Source organism: Erythrobacter sp. NAP1 (assembly GCF_000152865.1).
Classification (GTDB): Bacteria; Pseudomonadota; Alphaproteobacteria; order Sphingomonadales; family Sphingomonadaceae; genus Erythrobacter.
In genome coordinates this window covers 538,903-563,310 of the sequence record NZ_CH672390.1, presented here as the reverse complement: position 1 = coordinate 563,310, position 24,408 = coordinate 538,903, and the positions used below count along the sequence as shown (strand labels likewise).

26 protein-coding genes and 1 tRNA gene are annotated in these 24,408 nt (G+C 61.9%); 14 read left to right on the top strand and 13 right to left on the bottom strand.

The annotated features are described in order from the left end of the window. Positions 1–24: 24 nt before the first annotated feature. A complete protein-coding gene (locus NAP1_RS02600) occupies positions 25–1,035 on the bottom strand; it encodes a polyprenyl synthetase family protein (RefSeq protein WP_007163662.1) in 1,011 nt (336 codons plus the stop codon). 67 nt (positions 1,036–1,102) lie between these two features. On the opposite strand from NAP1_RS02600, the gene NAP1_RS02595 reads away from it, so the two are divergent. After that, positions 1,103–1,423: a chorismate mutase gene (locus NAP1_RS02595; protein ID WP_007163661.1), complete on the top strand. Its 321-nt coding sequence runs from the start codon at positions 1,103–1,105 to the stop codon at positions 1,421–1,423. A 7-nt stretch (positions 1,424–1,430) separates the two neighbouring features. Here NAP1_RS02595 and NAP1_RS02590 read toward each other — a convergent pair whose 3' ends face one another. The 5 genes from NAP1_RS02590 to NAP1_RS02570 all read right to left on the bottom strand — a co-directional run bounded on the left by NAP1_RS02590 (position 1,431) and on the right by NAP1_RS02570 (position 5,369). Further along, a complete protein-coding gene (locus NAP1_RS02590) occupies positions 1,431–1,868 on the bottom strand; it encodes a hypothetical protein (protein WP_156777176.1) in 438 nt (145 codons plus the stop codon). 62 nt (positions 1,869–1,930) lie between these two features. Next, positions 1,931–3,430: a HAMP domain-containing sensor histidine kinase gene (locus tag NAP1_RS02585; RefSeq protein WP_007163659.1), complete on the bottom strand. Its 1,500-nt coding sequence runs from the start codon at positions 3,428–3,430 to the stop codon at positions 1,931–1,933. Next, entirely contained in the window at positions 3,381–4,058 is a 678-nt protein-coding gene (locus NAP1_RS02580; RefSeq protein ID WP_007163658.1) for a response regulator transcription factor, read from the bottom strand. Before NAP1_RS02580 ends, NAP1_RS02585 begins: the two co-directional genes overlap by 50 nt. 129 nt (positions 4,059–4,187) lie before the next feature. Further along, positions 4,188–4,529 carry a PepSY domain-containing protein gene (locus NAP1_RS02575; protein WP_007163657.1) on the bottom strand — a complete coding sequence of 114 codons (342 nt, stop codon included), beginning with the start codon at positions 4,527–4,529 and terminating at the stop codon, positions 4,188–4,190. Between the two features lie 84 nt (positions 4,530–4,613). Then, entirely contained in the window at positions 4,614–5,369 is a 756-nt protein-coding gene (locus NAP1_RS02570; RefSeq protein WP_007163656.1) for an SIMPL domain-containing protein, read from the bottom strand. A gap of 99 nt (positions 5,370–5,468) precedes the next feature. Here NAP1_RS02570 and NAP1_RS02565 point away from each other — a divergent pair, with 99 nt between their 5' ends. The 3 genes from NAP1_RS02565 to NAP1_RS02555 all read left to right on the top strand — a co-directional run bounded on the left by NAP1_RS02565 (position 5,469) and on the right by NAP1_RS02555 (position 8,417). After that, positions 5,469–7,283, top strand: a complete 1,815-nt coding sequence (locus tag NAP1_RS02565; RefSeq protein WP_007163655.1) for an ABC-F family ATP-binding cassette domain-containing protein — start codon at positions 5,469–5,471, stop codon at positions 7,281–7,283. Then, a complete protein-coding gene (locus NAP1_RS02560; protein WP_007163654.1) occupies positions 7,280–7,864 on the top strand; it encodes a uracil-DNA glycosylase family protein in 585 nt (194 codons plus the stop codon). Before NAP1_RS02565 ends, NAP1_RS02560 begins: the two co-directional genes overlap by 4 nt. Before the next feature lie 190 nt (positions 7,865–8,054). Beyond that, positions 8,055–8,417 (top strand): nuclear transport factor 2 family protein, encoded by a 363-nt coding sequence (locus tag NAP1_RS02555; RefSeq protein WP_007163653.1) that lies wholly within the window; start codon positions 8,055–8,057, stop codon positions 8,415–8,417. A gap of 30 nt (positions 8,418–8,447) precedes the next feature. Here the strand turns inward: NAP1_RS02555 and NAP1_RS02550 are convergent, their stop codons facing one another. The 3 genes from NAP1_RS02550 to NAP1_RS02540 form a co-directional block, all read right to left on the bottom strand. Next, positions 8,448–8,984: a DUF4199 domain-containing protein gene (locus NAP1_RS02550; RefSeq protein ID WP_007163652.1), complete on the bottom strand. Its 537-nt coding sequence runs from the start codon at positions 8,982–8,984 to the stop codon at positions 8,448–8,450. 108 nt (positions 8,985–9,092) lie between these two features. After that, positions 9,093–9,518, bottom strand: coding sequence for a response regulator transcription factor (locus NAP1_RS02545; protein WP_007163651.1), 426 nt, complete (start codon positions 9,516–9,518; stop codon positions 9,093–9,095). 37 nt (positions 9,519–9,555) lie between these two features. After that, positions 9,556–10,026: a DUF6456 domain-containing protein gene (locus NAP1_RS02540; RefSeq protein WP_007163650.1), complete on the bottom strand. Its 471-nt coding sequence runs from the start codon at positions 10,024–10,026 to the stop codon at positions 9,556–9,558. A 106-nt stretch (positions 10,027–10,132) separates the two neighbouring features. Between NAP1_RS02540 and NAP1_RS02535 the strand changes: the two genes are divergently transcribed. Then, positions 10,133–10,714, top strand: coding sequence for a helix-turn-helix domain-containing protein (locus tag NAP1_RS02535; RefSeq protein ID WP_007163649.1), 582 nt, complete (start codon positions 10,133–10,135; stop codon positions 10,712–10,714). A gap of 101 nt (positions 10,715–10,815) precedes the next feature. Continuing rightward, positions 10,816–11,997, top strand: a complete 1,182-nt coding sequence (locus NAP1_RS02530; RefSeq protein ID WP_007163648.1) for a glycosyltransferase — start codon at positions 10,816–10,818, stop codon at positions 11,995–11,997. Between the two features lie 132 nt (positions 11,998–12,129). On the opposite strand, the gene secF is transcribed toward NAP1_RS02530, so the two are convergent. From secF to yajC, 3 genes are all read right to left on the bottom strand, one after another. Continuing rightward, positions 12,130–13,110, bottom strand: coding sequence for a protein translocase subunit SecF (secF, locus tag NAP1_RS02525; RefSeq protein ID WP_007163647.1), 981 nt, complete (start codon positions 13,108–13,110; stop codon positions 12,130–12,132). A gap of 12 nt (positions 13,111–13,122) precedes the next feature. Further along, the gene (gene secD, locus NAP1_RS02520; RefSeq protein WP_007163646.1) at positions 13,123–14,793 is read right to left on the bottom strand and encodes a protein translocase subunit SecD; all 1,671 of its coding nucleotides are present in this window, start codon (positions 14,791–14,793) and stop codon (positions 13,123–13,125) included. An 88-nt stretch (positions 14,794–14,881) separates the two neighbouring features. Then, positions 14,882–15,202 (bottom strand): preprotein translocase subunit YajC, encoded by a 321-nt coding sequence (gene yajC / locus NAP1_RS02515; RefSeq protein ID WP_007163645.1) that lies wholly within the window; start codon positions 15,200–15,202, stop codon positions 14,882–14,884. 261 nt (positions 15,203–15,463) lie between these two features. Here yajC and NAP1_RS02510 point away from each other — a divergent pair. From NAP1_RS02510 to accC, 8 genes are all read left to right on the top strand, one after another. After that, a tRNA-Pro gene (locus tag NAP1_RS02510) sits at positions 15,464–15,540 on the top strand. 198 nt (positions 15,541–15,738) lie between these two features. Then, complete coding sequence (locus NAP1_RS02505) at positions 15,739–17,868, top strand: TonB-dependent receptor (RefSeq protein ID WP_156777175.1); 2,130 nt, start codon at positions 15,739–15,741, stop codon at positions 17,866–17,868. A 39-nt stretch (positions 17,869–17,907) separates the two neighbouring features. Beyond that, the gene (locus tag NAP1_RS02500) at positions 17,908–18,789 is read left to right on the top strand and encodes a CoA ester lyase (protein WP_007163643.1); all 882 of its coding nucleotides are present in this window, start codon (positions 17,908–17,910) and stop codon (positions 18,787–18,789) included. Positions 18,790–18,880: 91 nt separating this feature from the next. After that, a complete protein-coding gene (locus NAP1_RS02495; protein ID WP_007163642.1) occupies positions 18,881–19,294 on the top strand; it encodes a holin family protein in 414 nt (137 codons plus the stop codon). Between the two features lie 175 nt (positions 19,295–19,469). Next, positions 19,470–21,059 (top strand): hypothetical protein, encoded by a 1,590-nt coding sequence (locus tag NAP1_RS02490; protein WP_007163641.1) that lies wholly within the window; start codon positions 19,470–19,472, stop codon positions 21,057–21,059. Between the two features lie 97 nt (positions 21,060–21,156). Further along, positions 21,157–21,606 (top strand): type II 3-dehydroquinate dehydratase, encoded by a 450-nt coding sequence (locus NAP1_RS02485; protein ID WP_007163640.1) that lies wholly within the window; start codon positions 21,157–21,159, stop codon positions 21,604–21,606. 119 nt (positions 21,607–21,725) lie between these two features. After that, positions 21,726–22,247 carry an acetyl-CoA carboxylase biotin carboxyl carrier protein gene (gene accB, locus NAP1_RS02480; RefSeq protein WP_007163639.1) on the top strand — a complete coding sequence of 174 codons (522 nt, stop codon included), beginning with the start codon at positions 21,726–21,728 and terminating at the stop codon, positions 22,245–22,247. A 6-nt stretch (positions 22,248–22,253) separates the two neighbouring features. Next, positions 22,254–23,603: an acetyl-CoA carboxylase biotin carboxylase subunit gene (gene accC / locus NAP1_RS02475; protein ID WP_007163638.1), complete on the top strand. Its 1,350-nt coding sequence runs from the start codon at positions 22,254–22,256 to the stop codon at positions 23,601–23,603. On the opposite strand, the gene NAP1_RS02470 is transcribed toward accC, so the two are convergent. Continuing rightward, positions 23,563–24,351 (bottom strand): helix-turn-helix domain-containing protein, encoded by a 789-nt coding sequence (locus tag NAP1_RS02470; protein WP_007163637.1) that lies wholly within the window; start codon positions 24,349–24,351, stop codon positions 23,563–23,565. The genes accC and NAP1_RS02470 overlap by 41 nt on opposite strands. Positions 24,352–24,408: the final 57 nt, after the last annotated feature.

Here is a 24,408-nt window from a genome sequence, read left to right as displayed (position 1 = left end):
ATTTTCTTCGCCCGGTCGCCGGGTTCAGTAGCCGCGAGCGACCGCGAACTGCGCAGCTTCAGCCATTGCGGCGCGCGCCTTGCTATCCGCGAAGATCGAGATCGCGTCGATGGCGCGCTGTGCGAAGTGGCGTGCTTTCTCGCGCGTATCTTCGAGAGCGTTGTGCTTTTCGATCAAGCGGATCGCTTCGGCGAAATCTTCATCCGAAGACCGGTGGCCCAGGATCGCGTCCTTCCAGAACTTGCGCTCAGCCTCGTCTCCGCGTGCGTGAGCGAGAATGACGGGAAGCGTCATCTTGCCTTCGCGGAAATCGTCGCCCTGGTCCTTGCCCATTTGCGCTGCATCGGAATCGTAGTCGATTGCATCGTCGACCAGCTGGAACGCGACACCGAGGTTACGACCGTAGTCTTCCAGCGCGCGCTCTTCCTCGTCGCTGCATTCGGCGACGACTGCGCTGATCTGGCTGGCGGCAGCAAAAAGCGCCGCCGTCTTCGCGCCGATGATGTGGAGATAGCGTTCCTCGCTCGTCTCGATCTGGCGCTGCGCGGTGAGCTGAGAGACTTCGCCCTCTGCGATCACGGCGCTGGCGTGGCTGAGGATTTTGAGAACGCGCAAAGACCCATCCTCGGTCATCAGCTCGAATGCGCGGCTGAACAGGAAGTCGCCGACCAGAACCGTTGCCGGGTTGCCAAACACGATGTTGGCCGCCGCCTTGCCACGGCGCAGTTCGCTGCCGTCCACGACATCGTCGTGCAGCAGCGTCGCGGTGTGGATGAATTCAACCGCTGCGGCGAGCTTGTGATGGCGCGTGCCCTCATATCCGACCAGCGCAGCACCGGCGAGTGTCAGCATCGGGCGTAGACGCTTTCCACCACCCGAAATCAGGTGCCCCGCAAGGCGCGGAATGAGCGGAATCTCGCTCTGCATGCGTTCGAGAATAACGGAGTTGACCGAATTCATGCCGTTCGCAGTCAGCGAAAGCATCGGCTCGAGCGTCGGTTTCTTGCGCGGCAGGGGTACGACGTCTGCGGTCATTGCTTGCGCCTTTAGGGTGCGCGCAGCACGCTTGGCAAGCGCTGAATTGCTGCTAGTTTCGCGGTATATGGCGCACGAGACGCAACCTTCCACCACCGCCGCAGCCGGAGACGATCCGGTCCTCGCGGCCTATCGCAAGAGCATCGACAACATCGATGCCGCAATCATTCACATGCTGGCAGAGCGGTTCCGCATCACCCAGGCGGTGGGTGAGTACAAGGCGAAAGTGACACTACCTCCAGCCGATCCGGCTCGCGAGCAGCGCCAGATCGAGCGGCTGAGAAAGCTGTCGGAAGAAGCCGATCTCGACCCTGAATTCAGCGAGAAGTTCCTGCGCTTCATCATCGAAGAAGTGATCCGCCACCACGAAAAGGCGCGCGGGAGCTAGTTATCGCTCAACGAGGTGTCTCACCGTCGCCTGTGTTTGTCACGGGCGGTGCGCTCGGCTGCGGCGGAGGCGGCGCGGGAGACGCGCTTGCCTGCTGAGCGTTGAATTCGGCGATGCGTTCGTCCTGCACCGCTTGCGCCTGATTGGCGAAATAGACTTCGCACAATTCGCGTAGCTCGCGGCGGGACAGTCGGACGCGGTTGCCTTCGCGGTCATACGCGAATTCGCCGCCGCCGGGATAAAGCAGGTCATCGTCCCAACGCCTCCACCGGCCATGCTCGTCAAGCACGCCTGGCCCGACAGCGCGCCGGTCGATTTCGGGCGCGGCATAAGGGCTGGTGAAGATACCGCGCTCGGCGGCGAAATTGTTCGGTGTGTCGGACGAGGTCGCACACGCGCCCAGAACGAGACTGGCGGCGGTCAGGAGTACGAAATTGCGAACCATGCTGAGCGCTCCCCTTGCGACTTTGCGCAGCAGGCGAGCAAACGCTTGAACGAACGCTGAATTCAACCCGCTCGCGGCAGGCGAAGGTCCACGAGCAAGCCGCCCAAGTCCTCGCTTTCGCCAAGCGTGACCGAGCCGCCGTAAATCTCCGCCACGTCCCGAACGATGGCTAGGCCAAGGCCAGTGCCCGGTTTGCCGGTGTCGAGGCGAGCGCCGCGGTCGAAGATGCGGTTGCGTTCTTCCTCGGGGATGCCGGCGCCGTCGTCTTCGATCCAAATGCGGCAAAGCGGGCTGCCGGGCTCATGATCGACGGTAACGAATACGCTGCCGCCGCCATATTTCGCGGCGTTCTCAATCAGATTGCCGAGGATCTCGTCGAGGTCCTGACGCTCGATCGCGACGAGGGAATCTTTGCTGCCCGCAATGTCCAACCGTCCTTCGGGGTAGAGCCTTTCGACAGCGCGGCGCACAGCCTCGGCGCTCTGACGGACATTGGTGCGCGCCTGTCCCACCGCGCGCCGGCCAACTGCGCGTGCGCGGGCAAGGTGGTGGTCGACATGGCGCTGCATCGTGCGCGTTTCGCGGAACACGGCGGTGCTGAGGTCCGGATCGCGCGCAGTGGCGGCATTGGTGAGCACGGTGAGCGGCGTCTTGAGCGCGTGCGCGAGGTTGCCCGCATGCATGCGCGCTTCTTCCGCCTGCCGCTCGGTGTGTTCGAGCAGCGCGTTTACTTCCTCCACCAGCGGCTGCACCTCTGCGGGAAGCGGCTCGGTGATACGATTGTCGCCGGTGGTACGCAGCTTCTGGATCGCCGCCCTCACCCGCCGCAGCGGCGAGAGCCCGTAGCGGATCTGGAGCAGCGCCATGACAATGAGGCCGAGGCCGAGCGCGGCGAAGCTCCAGATCAAGATCGTGCGGACCTGCTGGATTTGCGCGTCCATCTCCTCGGTTGCGCTGGCGACGGCGAAGGTCCAGCGCGTCTCGCTTCCCGGCAGGATCACTGTCCGCTCGACGATACGGATGGGTTCGCCGGGAATTTGCGCCGAGTTGTAGAATTGCGGCGCGCTGTTGAAGTCCCCGCCCTCCTGCGGTCCGCGCAATTCAAGCGGCGTGTCCCACAGGCTTCGCGATGGGTACGGTTCATAGCCCTCGCCGCTGATCTGCCAATAAAGGCCGCTGCCGGGTTCGAGGAACCGCTGGTCACCCAGCGGGCGGTAGAACCACACCTCTCCGAAGCTGTCGATCTCCGCCGAGGCGAGCATCGCGGTGAGCTGGTATTCGAGCTGCTCGTCGAAATTCGATTCGACCTGGCGCGTCAGCGTGCGTTCGAGCGCGATCCCGCCGCCCAGCAGCAGGACGATGATCCAGCCCGCCGCGATGAAGCCCATGCGCCGCGCGAGGCTGGCGCGCGGTTGGTCGGTCGGTGCTTGTGCAAGGCCCGCTGCATCGTCCGCGGGCGCAGGCTCCTGCGCACCCGGCGGTGAAGCCGAGGCGCCAGGCCTGCGCGCAGTGTCATGCTCGTGGAGCGTCTGCGGGGTCGTCGAGGCTGTAACCGAGGCCACGGATCGTAGTGATTACCTCTGCGCCGAGTTTCTTGCGGATGCGGGTGACGAACACTTCGATCGTGTTCGAATCGCGGTCGAAGTCCTGATCGTAGATGTGTTCGATTAACTCAGTCCGACTGACAACCTTGCCCTTGTGGTGCATCAGGTAGCTGAGCAGCTTGTATTCCTGCGCGGTGAGCTTCACCGGCTCCCCGTCAAGCGTCACGCGGCCCGAGCGCGTGTCCAGCCGGACACCGCCTGCGGTAAGTTCGGACGATGTGTTGCCCGATGCACGGCGGATAAGCGCGCGAAGGCGGGCAATCAGCTCTTCGGTCTGGAACGGCTTGGCAAGATAATCGTCAGCGCCTGCGTCCAGCCCGGCTACCTTGTCCGACCAGCTGTCGCGCGCTGTCAGGACCAGCACCGGGAAGTCGCGACCTTCCTTGCGCCACATGCCGAGTACGCTGAGCCCATCTATCTCAGGCAGGCCAAGATCGAGAATGCAGGCGTCGTAATCCTCTGTGCTGCCGAGGAAATGGCCGTCTTCGCCATCGGTCGACAGATCGACCGCATAACCGGTCTGCTCCAGCGTGGATTTCAGTTGCTGGCCAAGAGTGGGCTCATCTTCAACGATCAGAATGCGCATGGTCCACCATTATCCTTTGAGTTTTCGGGAGGATGCCTGCGCGTTTGTGCGACGCACGTCAAGCGAGCGACGTGTCGCATATTGTGCTTCGTCCCCCGGCGAATGGTCATGAGTATTGCGGATCCGCTCTCAATTCGACCGGTTGATGATCCGGCCAGTGCGGGCATCGACGTCGACATAGGTCACGCGGCCCTCGCGAATGAACTTGAGCCGGTATGCGCGTGCTGTGCTGTCGTAAGACGGGCCGAGATATTCGCTGCCGCGCATGCGCGGCAGGATGCGCCGCTCGATCTCGCGCAGGGACAGCTGGTTTCCGGCGCGCATCTCCCGCCGCGCCTCGCCCTGATCCGAGCGCGACTGCTCCTGCGCAGCCGTCGTGGCAGCGACAAGCGACGTCGTGGAGCCCGCACCAAGACCGACCGCCATCATGGCGGCGGCAGCTGCGGCAAGGAGGAAGCGGTTGTTGGTCATCGTGCTGTCATGCCTAGGCCCAGCGCGTTGAACAAGCTGTGAATACGGCGAAGTCCACTTGTTCAGGCAGGCATGGCACCCGTGTCACTGCTCCGCCTCGGCCGTTTCAGCATCGTCGTCGACCATTTGGTACTTGATCGTGATGTTGACACCGGTGTTCACCATGCCCGGCTGAATGCGCGATCCCGTCACTTGGATCGAGTCCGAAGCAACTTCGCGCATGGCCATTTGCGGCATGGGCGCGCGGCCCTGGATCGCTTCGCTGATGGAAAGCACCTCGACCCCGTCAAAGCCGAGCATTGAGGCGTAGGATTCCGCCCGGCTTTGCGCGCGCTTTACGGCGCTGGCGCGGGCAGCATCCTTGGCGGCTTCGTCATCCTCGATGCTAAAGTCCGGTCCTGACAAGTCGGTCGCGCCCGCAACGACGAGAGCATCTAGCACCGCGCCCGTCTCATCGACCTCGCGCAGCTTGACGCTGACCCGGTTCGAGACTTGGTAGCCACGGAACACGTTCGTTTGCGTCTCGCGATTGTAGTCATAGCGCGGATTGAGGTTCACGCCGGTCGTCTGGATGTCCTCTTCGGGAACGCCGAGCTCGATAATCCGCTCGATCACGCGGTTCATCTGTTCTGCGTTCATGCGCATTGCCTCGACCGCCGTGCGCGCCTCAGTTGAGACGCCCGCACCGATCGTCACGAGGTCGGGTTCGGCAGTGATGCTTTCATAGACCGACAGTTCGATCACAGGACCATCTGCTTCGATTTCAACCTGTTGAGCGGCAAGAGTTGCAGGCAGTGCAAGCGCACCGGCGGCAGCGAGAGTAAGCGGAATACGGGTCATGAAATGCGTCCTCCTTTGCCGCGCAGATGGGGGATTGCGGCTTTCCGCGCACTGAACCGACTTGGCAGCCGGTATGCAAGGCCCTACTTGGCGCGCTCTATGGCACAACCTCCGATCCTCTCTTGGGAAGGGCTTGGTCTTCAGCAAGGCGGGCGCTGGCTTTTTGGCGGCCCCCAGCCGGGTGAAGGCGCAGAACCTATCGACCTGCATATCCTGCCCGGAGACCGGTTGGCGCTGATCGGGCGCAATGGGGCGGGCAAGACGACACTGCTCAAGTTGATCGACGACCGGATCGAGGCCGATCGCGGCCAGCGGCGGGTTAAGCCGGGCACGCGGATCGTGTTTCTTGAGCAGGAGCCCGACTTCTCTGCGTTCGATACGCTGATGGACTTTGCGCTCCATGGCGATCACGCGCCAGCAACGCATGAGGTCGAAGCGATTGCAGGCCAGCTCGGCATCGACATGAGTACCGATGCGGCGACAGCTAGCGGCGGCGAACGTCGCCGTGCGGCTATCGCCCGCGCGCTGGCACAGGACCCGGACCTGCTCTTGCTTGATGAGCCGACCAACCACCTCGATCTGAGCGCGATCGACTGGCTTGAGGACTGGCTCACCCGGTACAAAGGCGCATTCATTACGATCAGCCACGATCGCACTTTCCTGAAGCGCCTGACCCGCGCGACACTCTGGCTCGACCGAGGCACCCTGCGTCGCAAGGAGGTCGGCTTTGGCGGTTACGAGGCCTGGGAAGAGCAGGTCTATGCCGAGGAGGCACGCGCCGCCGAGAAGCTCGACGCCAAGCTCAAGCTTGAGGCGCACTGGCTTGAACGCGGCGTCACTGCGCGGCGCAAGCGCAACCAGGGCAGGCTTGAGAAGCTCTACCAGATGCGCGCAGCCCGCGCCGCGATGATCTCTGACAGCGGGGCAGCCAAGCTCAAGCTTGGCAATGACGAGGAGTTCAAGTCCAAGTCGGTGATTGTCGCCGAAGGCATCTCCAAGTCCTACGATGGCCGCGCGGTCATCAAGCCCTTCACCCTTCGCATCCAGAACGGCGACCGCATCGGTATCGTCGGCGCAAATGGTGCCGGCAAGACGACCTTGCTCAAGATGCTGACCAAGGAGCTTGAGCCCGACACCGGCACGATCACGCATGCCCGCACGCTTTCTGGTGTGATGATCGATCAACAGAGGAAGCTCCTCGAACCCGATGTGACTGTGCGACAGATCCTTGCCGAGGGCGGCGACTGGATCGACGTGCGGGGAACGCGCAAGCATGTGCAGGCGTACCTCAAGGACTTCCTGTTCGATCCCAAGCTGGTCGACACCAAGGTCGGTATCCTTTCGGGCGGCGAGCGTTCGCGCCTTTTGCTCGCCCGCGAGTTTGCGCGCACCGCGAACCTGCTCGTGCTGGACGAGCCGACCAACGACCTCGACCTTGAAACGCTCGACCTGTTGCAGGAGGTCATCGCCGACTTCGAAGGCACCGTTCTGATCGTCAGCCACGACCGCGACTTCCTCGACAAGACGGTCACGATCACGCTCGGCCTCGATGGTACGGGCCGCGTGGACGTGGTCGCGGGCGGCTATGCCGATTGGGAAGCCAAGCGGCGCAAGCCTGTCGCTGGCAAGGCGAAGTCTTGCGCGCCGTCTGCCGCTCCCACCCCAGCACCGCCTCCGCCCAAGTCGGACAAGCTCTCCTACAAGGACCAGCGCGATTACGAGCAGCTCCCTGCGCGGATTGAGGAGCTCGAAGCCGCCATCGCCAAGGCCGAGGGCATCCTCGCCGATCCCGACCTCTTCGCCTCCGACCCGCAGCGCTTCGCGACCATCTCAAAGGGGCTGGAGAACGCGCGCCGCCAGAAGGACGAGGCCGAAGAACGCTGGCTCGACATCGCCGAGAAGGTCGAGGGGTGAGCACGCAGCGGGCCGAGGCTCTCCATCGGGAGATCGCGGCCTGCACCCTTTGCGCCAAGCACCTGCCGCTTGGTCCCCGCCCCGTCGTCCAGTTCTCGCCAAACAGCCGCATCCTCATCGTCGGTCAGGCTCCGGGCACCCGCGTCCATGCGAGTGGCATCCCGTGGGATGATGACAGCGGCGACCGTTTGCGCGGCTGGCTGGGGCTCGACAAGGACGCCTTCTACGACCCTGCCAAGGTCGCGCTGATGCCGATGGGGTTCTGTTACCCCGGCAAGGCCAAGGGCGGCGATGCTCCGCCGCGCAAGGAGTGCGCCCCCGCATGGCATGACCGCATCCTCGCGCTGCTCCCCGAAGACCGGCTGACCTTGCTGGTGGGGGCCTATGCGCAGGCCGCCTACCTGCCCGCAACGCGCAAGCTTTCGATGACCGATCGGGTGAAGCGGGGGGCCGACTTCGCGCCCTTCTTCCCGCTACCCCACCCCGCTTGGCGCGTGCGAATGTGGATGGCGAAGAACCCCTGGTTCGAGGCAGAAACCCTGCCCGCCCTTCGCCGCGAGATTGCCGCTCGGATCGCCTGACAGATGCGAGAAGTGGACCGCATGTTACACGGTCCAGAGGCAAAACCCGGCACTGTGTCACCATAGGCCGCAAAAGCGTCACCTTAGGGCGCAAAGCGTGGACATCGGGCGCGAAAGTGTCACTCTTTGCGTGTAAAAGCGTAACCCTCGGCGCGCAGCCGCCGCCTTTGCCAAATCGCAGGAGCCAGCCATGTCCATTGAGCAACTCGCCACCGACTTCATGAAGCTGATGATCGAAGAGGATGCCGAAGGGTATCAGGCATACTGGTCTGACGACATTGTCAGTCTCGAGCCGACCGACGACCCGATGGCGCGGGTCGAGGGTCGCGAGGCGCTGATCCAGAAGCACCAATGGTGGGAAGACAATGCCGAGATGCACTCCTCCTCCATGCAGGGTCCGTACGTCTTCGGCGACCAATTCGCGGTGCGGTACACCATGGACGTCACGATGGACGGTGAACGCAGCCAGATGGCGGAAGTGGGCGTTTACACCGTCAAGGACGGCAAGATCGTCGAGGAGCGCTTTTTCTACGGCGCGGGCGATTACGCCTGACGTTCCTCGACCGACCTTGCTCCTCATCGCCTATGCCGCAGCGCGCGCAGGCAGCACCTTTGCGTTGCGCAGGATCGCAGCCGAAATCAGCGCAACGATCAGCCCGACCGGGAAGATCTCGATGAAGGTGATCGGCATGCGGAAGAGCGGGTTCGCGTACATCACCATGCCCTCTTCCAACTCGGCAATCTGGGCTGCGCGCTCGGCATCGCTCAGGCTCTGCGCTTCGATCGATGCGCGCATGGAATCGCCGTAGGCCTGCATGAAGGCAAAGTCTGTCGCGTAAAGGAACACTTCCCAGGTGATGACGTAGAATACGGCAGCAACTACCGCGATCCCGATGCCGACCGCAGCTGCCTGGCCGAACTTGATCACGCCGCCATGCTCGACGTCGCGATATCTCTTGATGCCGATGAAGACGAGGCTGAGCACCGCGAGCATGACCGCGTAACCGGCAATCTCGGAGGTCATCAGATCATCGGTCCCGACCACCAGCATCACCGCGATCATGAAAGCGATGATCACGACACCGATGATCGAACCGTAAGTGAGTGCGTAACGAAACATTGTGCGTCTCCTTTTTTGTAATTGGACGCCTGACCCGTTCCTTATTCGAACCTCAAATCCTATCACCCGGATGGGTGAATTCGACCATTTCACCCTGATGGACGGCCCTTACGGGATGAGCGCCAGCGAGCGCGCTGCCTCGACTGCCTTGCCTCTGCCCGTCACTTCCAACTTCATGTAAAGATTGGCGATATGGGTCTTCACCGTGTTGGGAGAGACGCCGAGCGAGCGGGCGATTTCCTTGTTGCTCGCGCCTTTTGCTAGGTGGTCGAGGATTTCGCACTCGCGCCTAGTGAGACCGAGCGAGGAGATGGCCTTTTCGTTGCGCTCGAACGCCGTTGGCTTGCCACCGGGTGTCAGTTTCATGCCGAGCCAGATGCCAATGACGACGAAAATCGCTGCCACCACGCCGATGTAGATCTCGCCCGGCATGCTCATCAGGAGATAGCGATACTGCGCCCATTGCAGCACCACCGCGACCAGCGCGAGCGCGCCGCCATACAGCAAACCATATCGGATGATGCCCTTCCCCATGTCCGCTCCGTGCCAGATCGCGCCGCGATGATCTAGATCACCTGATCCGGTAGAAGTCGGCCACCCTCTCGAGCGCGAGTTTGAGCACCAGTTTGCCGCTCCTGGCAGGCCAGCCGAGGGTCTTCTCCGCCTGCGGCAATCCCTCGCCCGCGCACACGACACGCCAGAGGATGTCTTCAAGCCCCTTGCCTGCTGCCTTGAGCGCGCCGTCGAAACGCTGTTTTGCCGCGATCTGGCGTTCGCTTGCGCTCAGCCCCTGCTCTCCGGTTGTCTTGATACGCACAGGGTCCCAGCGCATCGTGACATTGGGTGACAATTGCGCGCGCTCGTAATCGGCGCGCAGCGCCTCACCCGCATCAAACAGCTTGGCGGAGAGGTGCCCGCGCGAATGGAGCCATGCAATTGGCGATTCCGCCGCGTTGACGGTGACGCTTCGGCCTTTTGCACGCGCCGCCCCCTCGCGCCTTGGGCCTTCGGATGTAAGCTCCCTCTCGACCAGTTTGCGCATGTCCAACTCTCCTTTATCACCAAATGGGTGATTTGAGGCTTGCATTGCATCCGGCACTGTAGGAAAGTCCAAATTCGCCAAAAGGGTTCTTCGAGAGGTTCGAAACATGATCAATCGCATCCGCGAAATCCGAAAGGCCAAGGGCTTGACCCTCGCCGATCTTGCAGAGGCCTGCGAACCGCCTACCACCGCGCAGACGATCGGGCGGCTCGAAACGGGGATGCGCAACCTCTCGATCAAGTGGATGGACCGGATCGGAGCGGCTCTCGAGGTTGACCCCGAAGTGCTGGTGCGTTCGGAAGAGCAGAAGCGCGCGCAGGTTGTCGCCGAACTCGGCCTCTCCGAGCCCGAGGCGCTCAAGACTCCGCGTGAGGCGATCCTTCCCACCGAAATCGCGGCCAGCGGCGGGGATGCAACCATGCTGGTGCTCGAAGTTGCTGCATCGGTCGGCGAGTATCGCCCCGGCGACATGGTGTGGCTACGCCAGATCGATCCGGACGAAGCGGCAAGCGCAATGAACCGCGACTGCCTGATCCCCCGCCCCGGCGGTCGTTTCGCATTCGGTCGGCTGATCGACCGCAAGGGCACGCTGGTCGGCCTCCTGCCTGCTCAGGCGGGCAACAAGCAGCTTGTTATCGATAATCCGCCCTGGATCGCGGTCGCCACGATGCTGGTGAGGCCGCTGTGACGTTAATCTTGTTTGTCAGTCGGTTTTAACCGCAAACCCGCTAACATCCTGAATCGGAGAGAGGAGAGTATCGTGCGCAGTAATCGGCAGGAAGGTTCGTGATGAAGCACGTCCTGTCGCTCAGCACGCTCTATCCCAACACGACCAATCCGCGCTTCGGGACCTTCGTCGCACGCTCGCTCGAAGCGCTGGCGCGGCGCGGGGACTGGCGTGTAACGGTGGTCAATCCTATTGGCCTGCCCCCTGTGGCCGTGGGTCGCTACCGCGCGCTTGCTGGCCTCGATGAAGTCGCTGAGGAAGGCGGCATTACTGTTCACCGCCCGCGCTTTCGCCTGATCCCGGCGGTGGGCGCGCGCCGCAACGCCTCCGCCATCGCCAAGGCTGCCTTGCCCGTGATCCGCCGCATTCATGCCGAAAGCCCGATTGATGTGCTCGATGCGCAGTTCTTCTTCCCCGACGGCCCTGCCGCTGCCGAGATTGCTGACGCAATTGGAACGAAGCTTTCGATCAAGGCGCGGGGCAGCGACATCACCTATTGGGGCGGCATCGACTTTGCGCGAGCGCAAATGCTCGAAGCCGCTGAGCGCGCCGACCGCCTGCTAGCCGTGAGCGAGAGCCTTGCACGCCAAATGGAAGATATCGGCATGGATCGCCGCAAGATGCGCGTCCATTACACCGGCCTCGACCGCGACCGTTTCCGCCCGCTTGAGCACACGCAGCTGCGCGCGCAGTTGACCAAGGAACTGAGCTTCACAATGCCCGACAACGTGCCGCTGCTTGTCTGCGTCGGCGCTCTCATCAAACGCAAAGGTCAGGACATTGCGATTGCCGCGCTGAAAGCCATTCCGGGCGCGCGGCTGGTGCTGGTCGGCAAGGGTGAGGACGAGGCACACTTGCGCGATCTCGCCAGGACAATGGACCTTGATAAGCGGGTGCATTTCGCAGGGTCGCTCGACCACAACCGGATGCCGCTGGTGCTGTCGGCTGCCGACGTGATGGTGCTGCCTACCGCGAATGAAGGGCTCGCCAACGTCTGGGTGGAAGCGCTTGCCTGCGGGACTCCGGTGGTGACTTGCGACGTGGGCGGCGCTCGCGAGATCATCACCAACCACACGGCGGGACGGCTGGTCGAACGCAACCCCGAAGCCGTGGCGGCGGGCGTGAACGAGGTGCTCAACAACCCGCCCATGCGCAGCGCCGTCGCCGCGATGGCCGAGCGTTTCAGCTGGGAGACTAATGCGCTCGAGCTGGCGGCCCATTACGATGATTTGATCGGACGCTAACGCCTATCTGCAATCGGCCCACAGGGCCGCAAGGGCGCCGAGAAACCATGGGCGTCCGCCCGCAGGCGCCTCAAAGCGAAGCGAAGGGAATAGTGCCGAGGAAGTGCTCCCGAATGGGGGCACACCCAGCGACTACGCCTGCCCCAGCACCTTCTTTTCCTGAAGGTCCGCCTCGGTCTCCTTCGGCACGAAGCTGTCCGAAGTGACGCCCATCCAGACCAACAGCGGCGCTGCGAGATAGACGCTCGAATAGGTACCGATGAAGAGGCCCGCCGTAATTGCCGCGACGAGGCCGAAAAGGCTCGCCGGGCCGAAGAACAGCAGGGGCAAAAGCGCGACGAGCAGTGTAAGCGAGGTCATCACCGTGCGCGCCAGGGTTTCATTCACAGACAGGTCGAGCAGCTCTGGAAGCGGCATCTTGCGGTACTTCTTCAGGTTCTCACGGATGCGGTCGTAGACGACGATCGTATCGTTCAGCGAGTAACCGATGATCGCGAGGATCGCCGCGATGATCTGAAGGCTGAACTCCATCTGGGTCAGCGCAAACAGACCCAGCGTCACCGACACATCGTGGAACAGCGCGAACAGCGCGCCCACGCCGAATTGCCATTCGAAGCGGATCCAGATGTAGAGCGCCACCATCACCATCGCCGCGATCAGCGCGAGGGCTGCATCGTTTCTGAATTCGCCCGAGACCTTGCCCGAGACGCTGTCCACGCCATCGATGCGGATATCGGGATAGCTTTGCTGGATCTCGGTCACGATCGCGTTGGTCATCTCGTTCGCGAATTCAGGGTTGCCTTCCGCTTCGGGCGGCAGCTTGACCCGGATCGAAACCTCGTTGGGTTCGCCAAATCGCTGAACGATCGGGTCCTCGATGTTTTCAAGATCACCGATCACTTCGCGCAGTTCCACCACCGGCGCTTCTGCCGTCTCGGTGAAGGTCGCGCGGATTTCCTGGCCTCCGGCGAAATCGACGCCGTAATTGAGGCCCAGCGCAAGCACAGCGGCCCAGCTTCCCACGATCAGCACGATGCTGAGAATGAAGAAGGGAACGCGCAGTTTCAGGAACTTGATGTTGGTGTCCTGGGGCACGAGCTTGAGCAGTTTCATGTCTCGTCCTCCTTAAATCGTGATGTCTTTGGGGCGCTTGGCGGCGAGATAGCCGGACACCCACATCTTGGTCAGGGTCAGCGCGGTGAAGACCGAGGTTGCAAGGCCGATCACCAGCACGACCGCAAAGCCACGGATCGGGCCCGATCCGAACCAGAACAGCAGCACGCCTGCGATGAAGTTGGTGACGTTCGCATCGTAAATCGCACGGCTCGCTTCCTTGTAGCCGTTCTCGACCGCGGTGATGACCTTGCGGCCACGCTTGCGCTCTTCGCGGATACGCTCGTTAATGAGCACGTTGGCGTCCACCGCCGCACCGACAGTCAGCACGAAGCCAGCAATACCCGGCAAGGTCAGCGTGAAGTTTCCGATAGCCATCAGGCCCAGCAGGATCAGCACGTTGAACACCAGCGCCGCCGTCGCATACACGCCGAACCGGCCATAGGTCGCCACCATCAGCGCGATGACGGCAATCGAACCAATCAGCATCGCGATAAGCCCGCTGCGGATCGATTCTGCGCCAAGGTCAGGTCCGACGGTGCGTTCTTCCACCACGGTCAGCGGCACCGGCAGCGCCCCCGATTGCAGCGAGATCGCAAGCTCGTTCGCCGTGTCAGGCGTGAAAGCGCCGGAAATCTGTGCGCTACCGCCAAGGATCGGCTCGTTGAAGAACGGCGCCGAGATCACTTCGCCGTCGAGGATGATCGCAAAGCGCTCACCCACATTCTCGGTCGAAAGCTGAGCGAACTTCTGGCCGCCCTGCTGGTCGAACTGGATGTTGACGACGTTCTCGTTGGTCTGCGGATCGACGCCCGCGCGCGCATTGATAAGGCTGTCGCCGCGAATGCCGCCGAGGCGTTTGACCGCTTCGAACTGGCCGGCGAAATCGGTTTCAGGCGCGTATGGGTAGATCTGGCTTCCCGGATTGGCGACACCGGCAGCGGTGTTGGTCGGCAGGGCCTGCTGATCAACCAGCTTGAATTCAAGCTCTGCGGTCTCACCAAGGAGACGCTTGAGAGCAACCGGGTCCTGAAGGCCCGGCACCTGCACCACGATGCGATTTTCACCCTGGCGGATGATCGTCGGCTCGCGCGTGCCGAGAAGGTCGATACGGCGGCGCACGACTTCGACCGCGCCTTCCATGGCGCTGTTCAATGCGGTTGCCTGTCCGGCATCGGTCGGGCTCAGCACGATACGCTGTCCGTCGACAACCGATAGATCCCATTCACGGCGCAGGCCGTCGCCCATCATGATCGGTTCAAGCACCGCGCGTGCACGGTCGATGTCGGCCACGCTGTCGAGGATGAAGGAAAGCTGTCCGTCCGAGCGCGAAGTGTCTCCGAACTCGATTGCTGGCACCGCCTGGCGAAGCGCGGATTCGACCGCTTCTTCCATGTTCTCGAGCCGTTGGCTCGCGACATCAGCCGGGTTTGCCTCAAGCAGGAGGTGCGAGCCACCCGCAAGGTCGAGCCCCAGATTGATCTGCGGAAGCGAGCTTTCCTCCTCGTCTTCCCCGTCCACTTCGGGGAAAGCCGGAGCCTCTGCGGTTACATCGTCGGCGGGAGCCGGCGCGGGTTCGTCCGAGGAGGTGAAGCTGGATATGAGCGAAGGGATCGCGGCCGCTGCGAGCGCAAGGGTGAATACCCAGAGCGAAATCTTCTTCCAGAGTGGTGTATCAAGCATTGCCGTTCAGTCTTGAACCTTATGATATTTACCGTCGATGTCCGGGCTGACTTCGCATGGTGCTGCGCCAAGGCCCGGCATGCTGGTCTTAGTCGTTGGCGGGCTTGCCACCCGGCTCAATCAGGTCAGCAATGGTGTGCTTGACCGCTTTCACTCGAACATCCTTGGCGAGCTCAATCTCGGCATAGGTGTCGTCGACCTTCATGACCTTGCCTACCAGGCCGCCCTGCGTGACAACCTGATCGCCTTTCTTGAGGCCAGCGACCTTTGCCTGGTGCTCTTTCTGGCGTTTCATCTGCGGACGGATGATCAGAAACCAGAAGATCACGACCATGCCGATGATCGGCAACCAGTTGATCCAGCCCGGAGGCGCATCAGCAGCTCCGGCAGCGGCAAGAAGGTCAAGCATGTGTCAAAAGCCCGTTCGTTTTGCTGTTTAATAATCCCGAAAGCGGGCGCCCGCTGCGTGGCAATTGGCACGTCCGCTCTACCCTTATTCAGGTAAGTGGGCGCGGTTAGCAGCAATACAAGCAACGGGCAATTCGGCTAGCGCGCATGGTGGCAAACAGGCCACAGCTGTGTGTATCGCCTCGATAGCCGGTGGGATGGATCAGCTTTCGTCTTGCCAGCGCCAAACGCCACCCTTATAGGCCGCCTCCTCCACTGGATACGGGAAGTAGCGCAGCCTGGTAGCGCATCACACTGGGGGTGTGGGGGTCGCAGGTTCGAATCCTGTCTTCCCGACCAGTGGAGAATTTCACTCAACAGCCAGACCAGATGACGCAGCCGGTAATGGCGCACGCGGATTGACGCGCCTGCGGCCAGCAGAGCCGTGGAATCGATGGTCCGCAATCGGCCCAAATTTCGAACGTTTTTTGTCGAACGCAGATGACCGTTCGTCCCTTGAGCCTGTTCATTCATTTTAGCGATGCGCAAGGAACTTTCATGCTCCCTCAGCGTTTCTGTGCCTCGATGAATCCCCTGACCCATTCCAAACTCCTCCTCGCGACTTGCGCAGCCCTTGCCCTGTGCCCGGCACCGCTTTCGGCTGAGACAAGCGAAGGCGAGGCACTGGACGAGACCGGCGCGGCATCCACCGAGGCAAACACTCGCCGCACTTTCGTGCCGGAAGATTTTGCCCGCTTTGCCCCGCGAAGCGCTCTCGACATGGCGCGCCAGATCCCGGGCTTCTCCATCCGCGAAGGCGGCGGGGATCGCGGCCTCGGTCAAGCGGACACCAACGTCATCATCAATGGCAGGCGCATTTCGGGCAAGTCGAACGGCCCCGTCGCCGCCCTACAACGCATCCCGACCGAAGAGGTTGTCCAACTGGTGCTGGTCGACGGCGCGAGCCTCGATATTGGCGGCCTCACCGGTCAGGTGCTCAACGTCATCACCGCGAGCGGCGGCGGCATTTCAGGCCAGTTCCGCTACGCACCCCAGTTCCGCTCGTTCGGCACGCCCGCGCGCCTTTATGAAGGCCGCGTCGCGATTGCTGGCGGTGGTCAGAAGGACGAGTGGACGCTTGAGTTGGAAAACAACTCTGGCAGGCGAGGTGACGAGGGGATCGAGCGCGTGTTCGACGGCGCGCGCACGCTTATCGCGCTGCGGGATGAGGCCTCGAACTTCAATTCGGACCGGATCGGGCTTTCCGGCTCCTACACACGCGTGGCGGACAATGAGAATGTCCTGAACCTGACCGGCGAAGTGAACGGCTTCATCTTCCGTGAGAGCGAAATCTCGCTTCAGGATGGAATCGTCGGCCTGCCCGACAGCGCTCGCGACTTCCGGTCACAGGAAGACGAATACAACTTTGAAATCGGCGCGGACTACCAGTTCGACCTTGGCGGCGGGCGGCTCAAGCTTATCGCCTACCACCGCTACGAGGACAGCCCCACGGTCAGCCAGGCGATCACCAGTTTCGAGGATGGCTCGCCGGTCGTCGGAAGCCGCTTCACCCGCGATGCCGATGAAGGCGAGACGATCCTGCGCTCCGAATACAGCTTTGGTGCATTAGGCGGAGACCTGCTTGTTGCGGCCGAAGGAGTGAAGAACTTCCTCGACATCACCTCCGCGCTCGAAGTGATCGATGCGGGCGGCGATTTCCAGCCCGTCGCGCTGCCGGGCGCCACCGCGCGCGTGGAAGAGGACCGTGCAGAAGCGAGCCTCATTTACAGCCGGACGCTCGCCTCGACGCTGCAATTCCAGTCTTCACTGGGCGCCGAATATTCCAAGATCAGCCAGAGCGGCCCGCTTGGCCAGACGCGCACGTTTTATCGGCCCAAGGGCTTTGTTGCGCTCGACTGGAAGGCCAGCCCCAACATCAACATCGCAGGCCGCGTTGAACGGGTTGTAGGCCAGCTCAACTTCTTCGATTTCATCGCCTCGGTCGACCTCAATCAGGAACGCGCCGATGTGACCAATGCCGACCTCGTGCCACAGCAAAGCTGGGTCTTCGAGATTGAGGCAGCGATCAATCTCGGCGCGATCGGCACTCTGAACCTGCGGCCATTTTACGAGGACATCTCGGACATCGTCGACCAGATCCCGATCGAAGGCGGCGGTCAGGCACCGGGCAACCTGCCTTCTGCTGAGTCCTACGGCATTGCAGGCGACCTCACGCTTCTTTCCGAAGGGTTCGGCTGGCGCGGCACTCGGCTCGACTTCCGCGCTTCGGTGCGCGACAGTTCGATCGTCGACCCGCTGCTTGGCACGACGCGGCGACTGTCGGGCAACGACATTCTCGATGTCGGCATGGACCTGCGCCACGATTTCCAGGGCACATCCTGGGCGATAGGCACGTCGGCCAGCTACGAGGACAACGCACGCAACGTGCGCCTCGACGAAATCGCGCTGCGAACCGAAAGCTTTCCCGGTTTCGTGAGCGCCTTTATCGAGAACAAGGACGTCGCCGGCCTCACCATTCGCGCCAACGTCGCCAACATCGCTGACCGCGACAATCGCTTCGACCGGACCGTCTTCGTTGATCGCCGGGCGGGCGTCATCGACTTCATCGAAGACCGAGACCGCGAGTTCGGGACGATTTTCACACTCGAGATTGAAGGTTCGTTCTAACCGTCCTACGCGCACCTCCACATAGAGAGGACGCTACAGATGACGACCCCACCCCTGCCCAAGGTGCGCAGCTGGCTGTTTGCTCCCGGCGACAGCGAGAAGAAGATGGCAAAAGCCATCGCGAGCGACGCCGACATTGCGCTCATTGACCTTGAGGATTCGGTAGTCCCGGACCGCAAGGCCGAGGCGCGCAAGATGGTTGCAGACGCGATTGCAAATGCGCCCGACACATCGCGCGTTTGGGTTCGGGTCAATCCGCTCTCGGGCGGATGGACCGAGGATGATCTCGATGCGGTAGTGGCAGCAGGCCCCGGAGGATTGTTTCTGCCCAAGGCCGAAGGCGGTCATCATGTCGAGGCGCTCGACGCGCTCATCACACCGCGCGAGGTTTCGGCAGGGCTTGCCCCCGGCTCCATCAGGGTCGCAGCGCTCGTTACCGAGACAGCCGCTGCGATGTTCACCACCGGGACCTATGACAACACCCCGCGCCTCGCTGCAATGAGCTGGGGCGCTGAGGACCTGTCGAGCGAACTCGGCGCCAGCGAGCAACGCGGGCCTGACGGCGAATACGCTCACGTTTACGAGATGGCGCGTAGCCTTTGCCTACTCGGCGCGGTCAAGGCAGGCGTCGCTCCGATCGAGACCGTACAGCCGGAGTTTCGCGATCTCGAAAAGCTGGAAACCCGCGCCCGCCGGGTTCGTGCGCAAGGCTTTCGCGGAATGCTCGCCATCCATCCGGCACAGGTCGCGCCGATCAACGCGGCCTTCACGCCGAGCGCGGATGAGATCGCGCACGCCCGTGCCGTGGTACAGGCCTTCGCTGACAATCCCGGAGCGGGCGCGCTGCAACTCGACGGTGCGATGATCGACCGTCCGCACCTCGCCCTGGCGGAAAGGCTGCTTGCCGAAGCGGGCGAATAGACTCGATTATCGAACCAATTAAAATTTTTAACTCTCCTACATGAACCCATTTGGTTAGTACGCTCGCTCGATTCCCAACAGGAGCGCTGCAATGGCCATTCTCGAAACCCTCATCGGTCCGATCACTTCCCTGCTCGACAAGATCATTCCCGACAAGGAAGCCCGGGCGAAAGCCCAGCTTGAATTGATCCGGCTCGAAGGCACGCAGGATCTCGCCATGATCGAGGCGCGCCTCGCAGCGATCGTCGCAGAGGCGCAATCGAAAGACCCTTGGACCAGCCGCGCGCGCCCAAGCTTTCTCTATGTGATGTACGTCCTGATCCTGACCGCCCTTCCGATGGGGCTGCTGAGCGCCTTCAATCCGGGTGCGGCGCGTGATATTGCGGGCGGGATGAACGCTTACCTCGCGGGACTACCCGAACCGCTCTACGCGCTCTTCGGTACCGGCTACCTCGGCTACACCGCCGCGCGCCAATGGGGGAAAGTGAAGGGTGTGGATCGGTAGTGGTCGCGCGCCCTGATCCCGTGGCGTCGGCATTCCTTCAACTGGCCGTGCAGCCCACCCCCCCCTTTGCTTCAGCGCATTAAAGGTTTATAAACTGTGCGCCTCATGTCGCACGGTTCGCTCGTAGAACGAGACTGGAACCAAAGCGGCAAAAGATAAAAAACGGGGAGTCGACATGAAAAGAACGGTATTTGCCGGAGTCTCGGCGATCGCACTTTCAATGCCAGGCATAGCGCTGGCACAGGACAACATCAGCACCGTCACCCAGTCAGGCACCGGCAGCGATGCCGATGTGACCCAGACCGGCGACACCAACGAATCGGTTCTGACGCAGGACGGCACGCCTACCGGCGTCGATGGCATCGCGAATGAAGCGACCATTCTGCAGGAAGGCTCGAACGGTTATTCCGAAGGGACGCAGACCGGCGACAACATTCTCAATGTCACCCAGACCGGCGACAGCGACGGCATGAATTCCGAAGTATTCCAGACCAATGCAGGCGGTGGAACCAGCAACCAGGCTGACGTGACACAGCGCGGCCTTGGTCAGGGCTTTGGTTCGGGGACCGGCAATTTCATCAACCAGAGCGGCACGAACGGCGACATTGACGTCATCCAAGATATCGGCACGACCGATGCGGTCAGCCTCGTCATCCAGCGCGACCAGAACCAGACTGCTGAGGTAACGCAGACTGCGGGCGTAAATGTTCAGTCCTTCATCGAGCAGGAACAGAACACGCAGACCGCGACTGTCCGGCAGACCGGCGATGACAACTTCTCCGACATCTTCCAGTCGCAACGCCTGAACGATGCCGATGTGCAGCAGACGATGGCTGGTAACAGTTCGGAAATCATTCAGGATGGTGAGGAAGGCGACGTCGATGTCGATCAGACCGGCATGGGCAATGAAAGCTTTGTCGATCAGGACGACAACACCGACCGCGGCCGCATCCTGATTACCCAAAGCGGGAACGAGAACGAGTCAGAAGCCTTTCAAGACGACGACGATTCGATCATCACCCACACTCAGAGCGGGAACGATAACGTCGCCGACACCGATCAGGGTTCGGAAGACAGCGAAAGCACCATCACCCAGTCGGGCAACAATAACGAGGCCACGGTTGTTCAGGGTGATGTTTCCGACGATCAGTTCAGCACCATCGTTCAATCGGGCAGCCGGAACACCGCAGAAGTTCAGCAGGGAACCGACGCGTCTGGCCCGAACGACGACTTCAACACCAGCATGATCACCCAGTCGAGCAACGACAACACGGCAGTGGCTGATCAGCTCTCGAGCGATACGAGGCACACGCTGGTACAGGAATTGGGTGATTTCAACCGAAGCACGACACTGATTGGCGATGACACGGTCGGTGCAAATCCTGTGCCGACCAATATCGACGTCACCATCCGTCAGGCCGGTGCGATGAACACATCAACCGTTACCGCGTCGAGCAACAACAGCGACGTGTTTGTCGACCAGATCGGCTTCATGAACACCTCGACGGTCACGCAGAACCTGGGCGGCGACCTTAACACCGCCGACGTCAACCAAGATGGCGACAACGGCACGTCGACCATGACGCAGTCGGGCACGAGCAACATGTCGATCCTCAACCAGGACGGCACGTTCAATATCAGCGTGATCACCCAGAACGGGACGTCCAACATGGCGACCACCAATCAGGGCGGCACGGGCGATTTCTCCTCGACCTCGCAGATCGGGACCGGAAACGTCGCGACCGTTTCGCAGAATTTCCCCTGATCTGAGTTTTGATACCACACCAATTCGAAGGGCCGCGATGTGCGCATCGTGGCCCTTCTTGCTTTCTTAGCGCCGCCAACCCGGCTAACCCGATCACATGAGCGAAACCTCGAACACAGTCTTCGTCCTCAACGGGCCGAACCTCAACCTGCTCGGCCTGCGAGAGCCTGAAATCTACGGCTCCACCACGCTCGATGAGATTGCAGGAATGCTAGAGGATCGCGCGCTCGAGCTCGGGCTCACCATCGACATGCGGCAGACCAATCACGAAGGCATGCTGGTCGACTGGCTCCACGAGGCGCAGGCGCAGGGCGCACGCGCGGTTCTGATCAACGCGGGCGCTTACACGCACACCTCGATCGCCCTGCTCGACGCCGCCAAAGCGATAACCACTCCGGTTATCGAAGTGCATCTAAGTGATCCAAAAACGCGAGAAGAGTTTCGCCATGTCTCCTATATCGGCATGGCAGCGGCCAAAACGGTAGAAGGGCACGGCCCCGATTCCTACCGCATCGCATTGGAAGCCGTAGCGTCGGGCGAAGTCTGATCTCGCAGGCGCACTTGCGAATTTTGCGTGCTTTGCCACTTGCCAGCCGCAATTCGCGTCAATAGTCACACCCGCAACCAACCACGCCATGGAAACATGGGGCCATATTAGGGGAACGCATGGCTGAGAAGAAATCCGGCATGAATGTCGACACCGCTCTCGTTCGCGAGCTTGCAGAAATGCTCAACGAGACCGGCCTTACCGAAATTGAAGTCGAAGATGATGATCGTAAGATCCGCGTCGCACGCAACTTTCCTGGCGGTGGAGGCGGCGGTGCGAACCTCACGCCGGCGCAAATCGCAGCCTTTGGCAACCTCGTCGGCGGCGCGCCAGCAGCCCCTGCTCCCGCTCCGGCGGCGGCTCCTGCAGCCGCACCGGCACCTGAAGCGCCCGCCGCTGACGCACATGCCGATGCGCTCAAGTCACCGATGGTAGGCACTGTCTATCTCGCTCCCGAGCCGGGAGCCGCTGATTTCGTCAACGTCGGCGACAGCGTGAAGGAAGGCGACACGCTGCTCATCGTCGAGGCGATGAAGGTCATGAACCCCATCACCGCCGACAAGTCGGGCACGATCAAGGCGATCCTTGTCGCCAACGCCCAGCCGGTCGAATTTGACCAGCCGCTTGTTGTAATCGGGTAAGCAGACGTGGCCATTACTCGCATACTGATCGCCAATCGCGGCGAAATTGCGCTGCGCATCCACCGCGCGGCGCACGAAATGGGGATCGAGACAGTCGCGGTGCACTCGACCGCCGATTCAGACGCGATGCATGTGCGGCTGGCAGACCATGCAGTCTGCATCGGCCCGCCCGCAGCGTCGGAAAGCTATCTTAACCACGCCAACATCATCTCGGCTGCGGAAGTCGCAGGCTGCGACGCGATCCATCCGGGCTACGGCTTCCTCTCGGAGAACGCCAAGTTCGCCGAGATCGTCGAAGCGCACGACATCGCGTGGATCGGGCCCAAGCCTGAGCACATCCGCACGATGGGCGACAAGGTGCAGGCGAAGAAGACCGCTGGCGAACTTGGCCTTCCGCTGGTCCCAGGCTCCGACGGAGCGGTCTCCGATCCCGAGGAAGCCAAGAAAATTGCAGCCGAAATCGGCTATCCCGTGATCATCAAGGCCGCCTCCGGTGGCGGTGGCCGCGGCATGAAGGTGTGCGAGAGCGAGGACAAGCTCGAGACGCTGATGAAGCAGGCCGGCAGCGAGGCAAAGGCCGCGTTCGGCGATGCGACGGTCTATATCGAGAAGTATCTCGGCAACCCGCGCCACATCGAATTCCAGGTCTTCGGCGACGGCAACGGAAATGCGATCCATCTGGGCGAGCGCGATTGCTCGCTCCAGCGTCGCCACCAGAAAGTGCTCGAAGAAGCGCCCTCCCCCGTCATCAGCGACGATGAACGCGCGGCGATGGGCGAGGTCTGCTCCAAGGCGATGCGCGACATGGGCTATCGCGGTGCAGGGACGATCGAATTCCTGTGGGAGAACGGCGAGTTCTACTTCATCGAAATGAACACCCGTCTGCAGGTCGAACACCCCGTCACCGAAGCGATCACCGGGGTCGACCTGGTGCGCGAACAGATCCGCATCGCGGCTGGCAAGCCGCTTTCGGTGGCGCAGGAAGACCTGCGTTTCACCGGCCACGCAATCGAATGCCGCATTAATGCCGAGGACCCGTTCACCTTCGCGCCCTCGCCCGGCAAGGTCACTTACTACCACCCGGCAGGCGGCATGCATGTGCGCGTCGATTCAGGCCTGTACGCAGGTTATTCGATCCCGCCCTACTACGATTCCATGATAGCCAAGCTGATCGTCTATGGGCGCAATCGCGAAGGGTGCATCATGCGCCTTCGCCGCGCGCTTGAGGAAATGGTGGTCGAGGGGGTGAAAACCAACATCCCGCTTCATCAGGAATTGCTGCGGCAGGACGATGTCCTCAATGGCGATTATTCGATCAAGTGGCTGGAAGAGTGGCTGGCGGAGCGATCGAGCTGATCAGGGCTGCGCTCTGATCGTCGGCTGGCACGAAAGCCTCGATCCGCAAGGCCGCGAGGCCAAATTCGCCCGGCGACGCGATCGAGGACAGCACCGAGATAACGCGCAGGGTCTCGCCTCGTAACGTGTAGCGCTCCTCAAGGACGCTTGGCGGATCGCTCAGTCGCGCCGTCCACTTGGCAACCGCCGGATAGCTTTCAAACCGGGCAATCGTGGCGCTGAGCGAGGGGAAATGCGATGCCTCTATCCGCAATCGTCTGAGCGTTTCGGGGATGACCTCTTCAGGGTTTTCCATCCAGCGGATCAGTCCGTCAGGGTGGAAGACCAGATCGTACATGTTGGCCTTTCCGTCCGCTGCGGTCGCTTGCCACAGATCCTCTCCCCCGCCAGCATAGGTAAGCAGCGTATCAAGCGCCGCATTGCTCTGCACCAGAGTGCCGTCCGGCTCGAAAGTGCAGGCGGGCCATGGCGACAGGCGCTCAAAAAAACCCTGGGGAAGCGACGCCGTATGTTCAGGCGCACTTAGCTCGGTCCTGCCGCCGGCAAGCGGCCTGAACAGCGCCCTTTGCTCCCATGCCCGTAGCGCCATCGCCTTCGCCAGCTTTGCCAAGGCGGACTGACCCGGCTTTGACCGGCCGGTCTCCAGAAAGGAGATGTGACGCTGTGAAAGGTCGGCCCGCATCGCAAGCTCTTCCTGCGACCAACCCCGGTCACGGCGCAAACGGGCGAGGATGTTCCCAAACTCCATACCCCACCGATTATAACCCAAAGGTAATTGAGTCCATTATCTCTTGAATGCATTTCT